The organism is Streptomyces ipomoeae 91-03, from assembly GCF_000317595.1.
Classification (GTDB): Bacteria; Actinomycetota; Actinomycetes; order Streptomycetales; family Streptomycetaceae; genus Streptomyces; species Streptomyces ipomoeae.
In genome coordinates this window covers 1-10,119 of the sequence record NZ_AEJC01000506.1, presented here as the reverse complement: position 1 = coordinate 10,119, position 10,119 = coordinate 1, and the positions used below count along the sequence as shown (strand labels likewise).

Annotated in this window: 7 protein-coding genes; 5 read left to right on the top strand and 2 right to left on the bottom strand. The window is 70.6% G+C overall.

What is annotated here, in order from left to right:
• Positions 1 to 48: 48 nt before the first annotated feature.
• A complete protein-coding gene (locus tag STRIP9103_RS32930) occupies positions 49 to 1,011 on the bottom strand; it encodes an ArsR/SmtB family transcription factor (RefSeq protein ID WP_009327721.1) in 963 nt (320 codons plus the stop codon).
• Between the two features lie 179 nt (positions 1,012 to 1,190).
• Here STRIP9103_RS32930 and STRIP9103_RS32925 point away from each other — a divergent pair, with 179 nt between their 5' ends.
• Positions 1,191 to 2,429 carry an MFS transporter gene (locus STRIP9103_RS32925; protein WP_009327722.1) on the top strand — a complete coding sequence of 413 codons (1,239 nt, stop codon included), beginning with the start codon at positions 1,191 to 1,193 and terminating at the stop codon, positions 2,427 to 2,429.
• On the opposite strand, the gene STRIP9103_RS50900 is transcribed toward STRIP9103_RS32925, so the two are convergent.
• The gene (locus STRIP9103_RS50900; protein ID WP_078614130.1) at positions 2,398 to 4,011 is read right to left on the bottom strand and encodes a serine/threonine-protein kinase; all 1,614 of its coding nucleotides are present in this window, start codon (positions 4,009 to 4,011) and stop codon (positions 2,398 to 2,400) included. The genes STRIP9103_RS32925 and STRIP9103_RS50900 overlap by 32 nt on opposite strands.
• A gap of 479 nt (positions 4,012 to 4,490) precedes the next feature.
• On the opposite strand from STRIP9103_RS50900, the gene STRIP9103_RS32915 reads away from it, so the two are divergent.
• The 4 genes from STRIP9103_RS32915 to STRIP9103_RS50245 form a co-directional block, all read left to right on the top strand.
• Positions 4,491 to 4,754, top strand: coding sequence for a hypothetical protein (locus STRIP9103_RS32915; protein ID WP_158696932.1), 264 nt, complete (start codon positions 4,491 to 4,493; stop codon positions 4,752 to 4,754).
• Complete coding sequence (locus STRIP9103_RS32910; protein WP_009327720.1) at positions 4,751 to 5,743, top strand: sigma factor-like helix-turn-helix DNA-binding protein; 993 nt, start codon at positions 4,751 to 4,753, stop codon at positions 5,741 to 5,743. The genes STRIP9103_RS32915 and STRIP9103_RS32910 overlap by 4 nt, the downstream gene beginning before the upstream one ends.
• The gene (locus STRIP9103_RS32905; RefSeq protein ID WP_009327719.1) at positions 5,740 to 6,546 is read left to right on the top strand and encodes a hypothetical protein; all 807 of its coding nucleotides are present in this window, start codon (positions 5,740 to 5,742) and stop codon (positions 6,544 to 6,546) included. The genes STRIP9103_RS32910 and STRIP9103_RS32905 overlap by 4 nt, the downstream gene beginning before the upstream one ends.
• A gap of 52 nt (positions 6,547 to 6,598) precedes the next feature.
• Positions 6,599 to 10,119: TIR domain-containing protein (locus STRIP9103_RS50245; protein ID WP_158696931.1), on the top strand; the 3,521-nt coding region annotated here is incomplete at its 3' end.

Genomic DNA, 10,119 nt, shown 5'->3' with positions numbered 1-10,119 from the left:
CTCTCAGGCGGGCGGCGAAGCGGCGCAGCCCCGCCGCGGGGGCGAGAATCAACCGGCGCGTACCAGTACCTCACCCGGCGCCGTCCGCGTGTACAACACCGACCGCCCCGCCCTCCCCCGCCGCACCAGCCCCGCATCCAGCAACACCCGCAGATGACGCCCGACAGACCCGAGCCCCTGCCCCGTCACCGCACACAGCTGAGTCGTACTCATGGGCGAGTCGAGAAGCACAAGGACCCGGGCGCGGGCCTCACCGAGCAGGACCCCGAGCGCACTGGGCACACCCCCACCATCCCCACCCCCGGCCAACACCCCCGCACACGGATACACAACGGCGTACCGCTCCCGCTCCTCCCACGCCACCCACCCCCCACGCTGCGGAGTGACCGGCACGAACACCAACTCCGCCCCGGAGATCTCCCGGGGCGGATACTCGTGGAGATTGACCTGAAGCCGGTTCTCCCCGAGCCACCGCATTCCCGGTCGCAACGCGTCCAGCACGGCCACCCACCCGCCCTGCCCCAACTGCGCGGTACGGGCGAGGACATCGGCCTCCAGTACGCGCCGCCGCCGATCCCAGTACGGCCGTACGGTCTCCTCCCACACGTACGTCAGGAGGTCGGCCGCCCGCTCCGGCAGGTCGTCGCGGCGCAGGGCGGCGGGCAGCGGGCCGCGCAGGGAGAGGGTGAGATGGTCGCGGGCGGCGGCCGGATCGGCGCCCCGGACCCGGGCGACCTCGTCCGCGAAGGACTCGCCCTCGCGTGGCGTGGGCGTGAGGAAGTCGGCGAGCCACTCCTTGCCGAGCCCGGCCCGCACGAGCCGCGCGGTGAGCGGATCCCGGGCCAACTCGGCGCGATACGCGGGCAGATGCGCGGCCAGCCAGTCCCGCTCGCCGGGGTGTACCCCGGCCCCCGCGTGCAGCGCCTTCAGACTCGCGAACGTCTCCGCGAGCGGCGAGACGACGAACCGACTCCCGGCGAGCGTGTCGGCGTTGACCTGCCACCAGCCCAATGAAGCCCCCGGTTTGTGCGTGTGCGCATCCGCACGTGCGCCTCGGCATGTGCTGCCCTGGCACGTGCGCCTTGACATGTGGTCCCTGGCACGTGTGCTTTCGAGTGAGTGTCCTCGTGTGCTTTCGCGTGTGCGCGAAACATTAACGGCGGGCCGGTGGACGGAGTGATCGTCCACCCATGCGCTCCTACAGACTCCTCTTCCGCACAAGGGAGTTCACTCCGCTCTTCCTGTCCTCCTCCCTCCAGGTCGCCGCGTCCACGATCGGCGGACTGGCCCTCGGCACGTCGGTGTACGAGACCACCGGCTCCCCGCTCCTGTCGGCGCTCAGCATGTTCGGTCCCTCCCTGGCCCAGGTGATCGGCGCGACGACCCTCTTGTCCGCCGCCGACCGACTGCCACCCAGGGCCACGACGACGGGCCTCGCCCTGACCTTCACGGCGAGCACCGCGACGCTCACCCTGCCCGGCCTCCCCCTGTGGGCGGTGTTCACGGTGATCGCGGTCCAGGGCCTGATCGCATCACTGGGCGGGGGAGTCCGCTGGGGCCTGCTGAACGAGATCCTGAGGGAAGGCAGCCAGAGAAACGACGGCCAGAGAAACGACGGCCAGGACGGCTATCTGCTGGGCCGCTCGGTGTTCAACATGATGCACGGGGTCATGCAGATCACCGGTTACGCGACCGGCGGCACCCTGGTCGCCCTGCTCTCCCCGCACATCACGCTGCTGGTGTCGGCGGCCCTGTACGCGACGGCCGCCCTCTGTTCCGCCGTCGGCCTGACCCGCCGTCCGCCCCGGGCCTCCGGCCGTCCGTCCGTCGCCGAGACCTGGCGGACGAACGCCCGCCTCTGGTCGTACGCCCCACGCCGTCGCCTCTACCTCGGCCTGTGGGTCCCCAACGGTCTGGTCGTCGGCTGCGAGTCCCTGTTCGTGGCGTACGACCCCGACCACGCGGGCCTGCTCTTCGCCTGCGCGGCACTCGGCATGCTGACCGGCGACATCACGGTCGGCCGCCTCCTCCCGCCCCGGGTCCGCGACCGCCTGGCCACGCCCCTCCTCCTGCTCCTGGCCACCCCGTACCTCCTTCTCGCCCCGCACCCGCCGACCCCCGTGGCCGCGGCCTGCGCCACCCTCGCCTCGATCGGCTTCGGCGCGAGCCTGGTCCAGCAGCAGCGGCTGCTCGCCCTGACCCCGCCCGAACTGACTGGCCACGCCCTGGGGTTGCACTCCGCCGGGATGCTGACGCTTCAGGGGCTGAGCGCGGGCGCGGCGGGGGCGGTCGCGCAGTGGACCTCGCCGGGGGTGGGGATCACGGTGATGGCGGCGGCGTCGGCGGCGGTGACGCTGGGATTGTGGGCGGCGGGGCGGGGCGAGCGGCGGGCAGGGCTCACGTCACCGGCTCGTACTCGTACGTACTGACGGCGTGCTCGTAGACACGGGCCACCGCCTCCCGCTCGGCTTCGGGGCCGCGTACGAGAACGACGTGATAGCGGTCCTCTACGAGGAGGGCCATGTTCTCCACGTACACCTCCTGCCCGTCGGCCGTCTCCCACGTGAACGAGCCCTCGGCCGAGGTGCGGCCTCCCGTCTCGATCAGGCGAAGCCCTGTGGACGTGGCCCACGTCGAATCCCGGAAGGGCTGCAACTCCGGCTCGTGTTCTCGCATGTAGACCAGCGGGTTGCCGGAGTACGTCGAGGTGCGGTCCCGGCCGGGGACGACGATCAGCTCGAAGCCGTCCTTGCTGTACCGGTACTGGCCGTCGCCGTTCTTGCCGTGGGACTGCCATCCGGTGGGCACGTCCAAGCTGAACTCGTCGGTCGTCGCCCGGACGTAGGGCTTCGCTGAAGTCCGCGACGGCGACGGCGACGGCGATGGAGTCGGCGTCGCGGATCTGCCGACTGAACCACCCTCCCCCGAGGCCCCGTTGCCGCCGCCCCAGCGGTCGATCCCCAGCGGTACGAGCGCCAGCAGTCCGGCGGCGACAACGACCGCCGCCCACACGCGCCGTCGCCCGGTGCGCGGCTTACCCGGCCGACCCCCCGGCTCGGTCGGCTCGGTCGGCTCGGTCGGGCCGGCCGCTCCGACGGTCTCGACGACCTCGGACCTGGAGGCCGCGGTCCCCGTCGCTGCTCCTGTCGCCGCCTCATTCCCTGCCCCCGTCGCCGTAGCCCGGAGCACCGCCGCGACCCGCTCCGCCGTCGGCCGGTCCTCCGGCTCCATGGCCAGCAACTCCCCGATGACGGGCGCCAACCGGGGCGCCCTCCGCGGTGTCGGCGCCTTCGTCGTCAGTACGGCGGCCACCGTCCCCTCCACCGCCTCCCGCTGGAACGGCGACCAGCCCTCCACCATCTGGAAGAGGAGCACGCCGAGCGACCACAGGTCCGCCGGTGGGCCGGGGCGGTGGCCGCCCATGCGTTCGGGGGCGGTGTAGGCGAGGGAGCCGACGAACTCGCCCGCCCGGGTGAGGGATTCCTCGCCCTCGATATAGGCGATGCCGAAGTCGGTCAGGACGACGCGGCCGTCGGGGCCGAGGAGGACGTTGCCGGGTTTGACGTCGCGGTGCAGTACGCCACGGGCGTGCGCGGCGGCGAGGGCTTCGACGACCGCGAGCGCGATACGGGCCGCCTCGCGCTCGGGGAGGACCCTCTCCCGTTCCAGCAGCGCGGCGAGGGATTCGCCGTGCACCCGCTCCATGACGATCCACGGGTGGCCGTCCGCCATCACCACATCGTGGATGGTCACTACCGCCGGATGGTTCACGCGGGCGGCGGCGCGCGCCTCGCGCAGGACCCGTTCGACGCGTGGCTGCCGCTCGGTGACGTACGCCTCCTTCACGGCGACCTCACGGTCGACGAGGAGATCACGGCCGGCCCATACGGCACCCATGCCGCCTTCGCCGATCCGCTCGGCGAGCTCGTACCGCCCACCGATCAACCGGCGCTCGCCCGCGGCGACTTCCGATTCCCTGTCCGGAGCCTCCGGCGTCTCCCCCGTAGCCATGGCGGCATCATGCCCGAGCTCTTCGCGGTATACGTACTCCACACCTGACCGCCCCCGCCCGCCCCGGTGGGGGCACGGCGGGAGCGGCGTGCCCCTTCTCGATCGGCACGAAGGGGCGCGGCTTCCCGGACGGGAAGGTTCCGGCGCTTCAGGCGCCTGTCGTTCCATCATGCGCGGCGCGGGAGGGCGGACGCGGAAATCCGGGAACTTCGCCCCGGAAGGCTGCACTGCCACACGTTTTGCGGTTGATGCGCGCTAGGAGGCGGTACCGTGCGCGCTGTCGTGCGGCGGTCGCATTGTTCCGCGATTCCCCGTTGGCATGGCGTGAGGGGGAGTCGGCACACCATGCTGACGTCTCCGGCTCCTCGACGACGCGTCGGCACCGCTGAGGGGGGCCTCTCGGACGTACGTGTGTGGTTCTGGTGTGTCTGGAAGGTTCTGAGGTTCTGATGTCCAGAAGGCAAGTCTTATCCGTCATCGTGCTGTTGACGGTCCTCGGCTGGAGCGTGGTGCTGGCCGCCGTCGGAGAGACCGCCGCGGCGGCAGCGGTCGTCCCCACGCTCGTGCTGAGCGCGGAGCAGGTCGTGACGGCGCTGACCGGCACGACGCAAGGACGCGGCGCGCACGAAGTGATGCGTGAAGTGACGCGTGAAGGGGCACGTGAAGGGGCACGTGACGCGGCGCAAGACGTGGCGCATGACGTGTCGAATGACGTGGCTCATGACGAGGAGCGCGTCGGGTGACCCCGCCGTCCCTTTCCCGGCCGCCCGAAGAGGGGCCGTCGGCGGCCAAGCCGGGCCGCAAGCTCGGGCCGATAGCTGACGGTGTGGGTACGGCCCACCGCGCCTGGCTGGAGCCCCTCCGCACGAGGTTCCTGGCCAGCGGTCTGACGATCAGTGAGCTGAGCGACCGTTCGGGCTGGGCCAAGTCCAAGATCTCCGAACTGCTGCGCGGCACGGGCCGCTACCCGCGCTGGGAGATCACGTACGGTCTGCTGGACGTCCTCGACGTCCCCACCTGGCCCATGCGCCGGCTCTGGATGGCGGCGGCCCTGGAGGCGCAGAAGAAACCGGACTGGATAGACGGCTGCATCCAGAGCCGCCACAGCCAGCAGAACCAGCAGCGCAGGGCGACCCTGTCGACCTGCCCCGCCATCCCCCCGCTGGAGCATCAGGCGTTCACCGAACTCAACCGCTCCGCCTATCTCGCGTACGCCCGGCTCTTCGTGAGCGAGGAGGCGGCGCACGAGGTGGTTGCGGAAACGTTTGACGTGCTGTGGTTCCGCTGGGACGAGGCGCTGGCCAGCTCCGACGTGGTGCCGTTCGCGTGGTCGGTGCTGCGCCGGAGCGTGATGGCTCGCGCCCGGCACGTCGACGGCTGCCCCGAACTGGCCCGCACCGCCTTCGACACGGTCGCCCTGAGCGTCCTGTCGACCCCGGCGGCGCGGTTCGCCCAGATCGAGGAGTCGATGGCCCTCTTCAAGGCCATGAGCCGTCTGCCCGCCCACCAGTTGGACGTCATGGTCCTCACGTACCTGCGCGGCATGGACCACGCCGCCGTCGCCGACGTCCTGGGCGTCCCCATCGCCTCCGTCCACACGGCCGACCGGTACGCCCGGAAGACCCTGACGGCCGCGCTCAACGCAGCCCCGAGCGGCCATGGCGCCACGGACGCCCAGGGCCTTCAGAACAACCCGGGACTCCAGAACGACCTGGGAGAGACCCCAGAATGATCCCCACCCCGATAGACGAACTCCTGGCCCGAGCGCTCCTCCTCGACGAGCCGGTCATACCGCGCGACATAGTCCCGATGGCCCTCGGCACCCGTGGCGAGGACTTCGGCACGGGACAACGCGACCGTACGGCCCCCATGGGCGGCGGCACGAGCAGCGCGAGCGGTACGGCGGCCCGTGATCTGCGCACCCTGTGCGAGACGGTCCTGGCCCACACCACCTCCGACTCCCTGCGGGACTTCGTCACCGAGCACCTGCCGGAACCGCCCGGCGCCCGCGTCCTCGGCTGCATCCTCCAGCTCGCCGACGCGGAGGACAGCGCCCGCTCCTGGTGGCAGTACGCGGCCGGCGCGGGCGACGACATCGCCTCGTACTGCCTCTACCTCCAGCACCTGGTGCTGGGCGACGCGGAGGCGGCGGCCTGGTGGCGGGAGCAGACGAAGATCGGCACCCGCCCGGCTCCCGAGTTCCTGATGGCCGTCCCGGACCCGGGCATCCCGACCGCGTACGACGCCAGCTTCCCTACCCTCCTGCGCGCCCTCACCCGCCTCGACCGCCCCGCCACCCCCCGCACCGAACTCGTCGACGCGGTCATGCACTACGTCCCCGGCGCGGTGGCCCTCGGCTACGTGGACAACCCCGACTTCGAACTCCCCCTCCCTGGCCCGGACTTCGCCGAACACATCAGCATCCTGGTGGCCGCCGCGTCCGCCGCGACCTCATGGCTGGAGCCGCCCCGCCGCCGGACGGTCCCCCGGTTGCCGCGCCGCGACGCACGTGGAACAAAGGTCTCAGAGGGGTAAGGAACGGTCGACCGTGCAAGCGGTGACGAGGGGTGTGGAAGGACGGGGGGCCATGTCGGAATCGGAATACGGGATCTCGTCCAGCGCCGGTGTACGACTCCACCGCGTGCTGGGACGGCCGCCGCGCAGGGACTGCGGTCAGTACGTCGCCTGGTCGCCGGACGGGCGTCGGCTCGCCGTGCCCGTCGACGAGAGCCGTGTCCGTGTCGTCGACGTCGAGAGCGATACGGACGTCGCTGTTCTCGAACTGCCCGGCAAGGCGGGCTACGTCAACCAGGTGGCCTGGTCTCCGGACGGCTCGAGGATCGCCGCCGCCTGTGGATCCGACGGTGTCCGGGTGTGGGACGTCGACAGACCCGACAGATCCCTGCATCTCAAGGCGCACACGGGCTGGGTCGGAGAGATCGCCTGGTCGAACTCCGGGGACCGGCTCGCGTCCGGTGCGCAGGACAGTACGGTCAGAATATGGAATGCCCGTGGCCGGAGGCCGTTGCGGACCATCGAGGCGCACGACGACTACGTGAACGGCCTCGCCTGGTCGCCGGACGACACCCTGCTGGCGACGGGTTCGGCCGACAGGACGGTCAAGGTATGGAACACCACCGGGAGCTCTCCGAAGCTGGTGACCAGTTGGGCTGTTCCGGACATCGTGGACTGCATCGCGTGGTCTGCCGACGGCAGGACGGTCGCGGCCGGTTCGAGCGACGGCAAGGTCGTGTGCCTGTCGATCGACACGGGAGGACCGACGAAAGCCGTGGCGAGTCTGGAGGGCCACACCGACATCGTCTGGGAGGTGATGTTCTCGGCGGACGGCAAGATCCTGGGCTCGACGGCCCTGGATCGCACGATCCGGCTGTGGCGCACGGACGACTGGAACACGGTCGCGGTACTGCGACTGCCCCATGTCGACGTGGACGACACCGATGACGACCAGGATTCCAGCGTCTCCGGCGGGTTCGTCGACAGCGACAGACGGGCCAGACCGACCTTCGCGTTCCACCCCACGCTGCCCCGCCTCGCCCTCTGGACCAACCAGGCAGGCCTGTCCCTCTGGGACTACGACCTCGACGTGCTCCTGCGACAGCAGGTGGCCGACGAGTCCGTCCGGTATCTGACCGCGAAGGTCGTCCTCGTCGGTGACACGGGAGTCGGCAAGACCGGCCTGGGCTGGCGGTTGGCCCATGGCGGGTTCAGGGAGCACGCCTCGACACACGGCCAGCAGTTCTGGCTCATCGACGACCTCCGTACGCAGCGGGCCGACGGCACGGACTGCGAGGCGGTGCTGTGGGATCTCGCCGGGCAGCACGTCTACCGGCCCGTGCACGCGATATTCCTCGACAACGTCGACCTCGCGCTCGTGCTCTTCGACCCGACCAACCGTCAGGAGCCGCTGAAAGGCGTACGGTTCTGGCTGAAGCAGCTCTCAGGCGGTGGCGGGCGGCTGCCGCCGGCCGTCCTGGTCGGGGCGCGCGTCGACAGGGGTGCGCCGGTGCTCTCACAGCCGGACCTGGACCAGTTCTGCCAACGCCACGGGATCAGCGGCGGGTACGTCAGCACCAGCGCGGCGAACGGCACGGGCGTCGAGCAGCTGATGGACCTGCTGCGCGGCCAGATCCAGTGGGAGCGGATGACCACCACGGTCACGACCCGCACGTTCAAGCGCATCAAGGAGTTCGCCCTCGCGCTGAAGGAACGCCCGGACCGCCGCGGGGTCCTGGTGTCCCCGACGGAGCTCCGGCGGCAGCTGCGGGAGACGGACCCGGAGTGGCGGTTCACCGACGCCGAGATGATGACGGCGGTCGGGCACCTGGAGAACCACGGCTACGTGTCCGTGCTGCGGACTTCGTCCGGTGCGCAGACCGTCCTGCTGGCGCCCGAGCTGCTGGTCGACCTGGCCTCGTCCGTCTTCCTGCGGGCCGACAAGCATCCGCAGGAACTGGGCGCGCTCAGCGAGGTCACCTTGCTGGGCGGGGGCTACGAGTTCCCCGAACTCGAAACACTGGACCCGGCGGAGCGACAGGTGCTGCTGGACGCCGCCGTCGTGCGGTTCCTGGAGCACAACCTCTGCTTCCGCGACACACTCGGCGCGGAGACCCTGCTGATCTTTCCCGGGCTGATCAAGCAGAAGCGACCCCTGTTCGACGCCATCGAGACGGTCGACGACGTGTCGTACGTCGTCCGGGGCCGGGTGGAGAACGTCTACCCGGCGCTCGTTGTCCTGCTCGGTCACACCCCGACGTTCACCCGGGTCAACTACTGGCAGAGCCAGGCGCAGTTCGAGATGGGCAGCGGCGATCAGATCTGCGGCTTCCGGCTCTTCCAGGAGCGCGAGGGCGAGATCGAGCTGGTGCTCCACTACAGCGACGCGGTGCCCCGCTACGGCCGGACCATGTTCCAGGGCCTGTTCGAGAGGTTTCTCTACCAACGGGACGTGACGGTGACCGCCTTCCCTCCCGTGTTCTGCGGCAACGGGCACAAGCAGGAGCGTTCGGCGGTGATGGGCTCCCTGCGCGACGGCATGCGGACGATGTTCTGCTTCAGATGTGGGGACCGCATCGACCTTCCGGAGACCGAGCAGCCGGTCGCGTTCGGGGCGGAGGACACCCGGCTGGTCGAGCGGGACGAGGCGGTCGCGCGGCTGCGCAGCACGTACGAGACGTACCTCGTGCGGGTGAAGAGCTTCCGCAGCGACCGTACGGTGCCCCGGTGCTATGTCAGCCATCTGCCGGCGGACTCGGCGTGGGCGGCGCAATTGGCACGCGACCTGCGTGAGGCCGGCGTACTGGTCGTGGAGGACGCGGCCGACGTACGGGACGAGGATGCCGTACTGGTGGTCCTGACGCCCGAGCACGGACGGGCTCTGGACCGGCCCTCGGGCACGTCGGCCGCCGACGCCGAGCTGATCCGCGCACGGCGGTGTACCGGTCCGGGCCGGGGCCAGTGGTCTCGCGTCGTCCCGCTCCTGCGCGTCGGCACCGCGCGGACAGCCCTTCCGGCCCTGCTCCGAGGCCTGGTGCCGGGCGAGTTCCAGGACGACACCCGTTATGCCGTCGCCCTGTTCGACCTGGTACTGACGCTGTACGCCATCCCGTTCAACCATCCGGCGTTCCAGCCGCTGCGGGCGGCGTTGCAGAGGAAGTGGGGAACACACATGGGTGAGCGCGCGGGGGCGCTGCCGCCGTCGTCGGCCGAACCCGACACAGAGGTCTACCTGTCGTACTCCTGGAGCGAGGCCAGCAACGCCGTCGCCGACGAACTGGACCTCGCCTTCCAGGCCAGGGGCGTCACGGTGGTGCGTGACCGGCGGGACATCGGCTACAAGGCGTCCATCAAGCAGTTCATGGCCCGCCTCGGGCAGGGCAAGTGCGTGATCCTGGTGATCAGCGACGCCTACCTGAAGTCGCAGAACTGTCTCTTCGAGCTGTTGGAGACGGCGAAGCACGGAGAGTTCGCCGACCGGGTGTTCCCCGTGGTGCTCCCCGACGCCCGGATCTACCGGCCGCAGGACCGCATCCGCTACGTGCGGTACTGGGAGGAGCAGATACGCGAGCTGGACGAGGAGCTGAAGACCGT

Bases quoted from the DNA above. Each gene is read 5' to 3' on its own strand.
- STRIP9103_RS32925 (WP_009327722.1), top strand. From the start codon at position 1,191: ATGCGCTCCTACAGACTCCTCTTCCGCACAAGGGAGTTCACTCCGCTC.
- STRIP9103_RS50900 (WP_078614130.1), bottom strand. From the start codon at position 4,011: ATGGCTACGGGGGAGACGCCGGAGGCTCCGGACAGGGAATCGGAAGTC.
- STRIP9103_RS32905 (WP_009327719.1), top strand. From the start codon at position 5,740: ATGATCCCCACCCCGATAGACGAACTCCTGGCCCGAGCGCTCCTCCTC.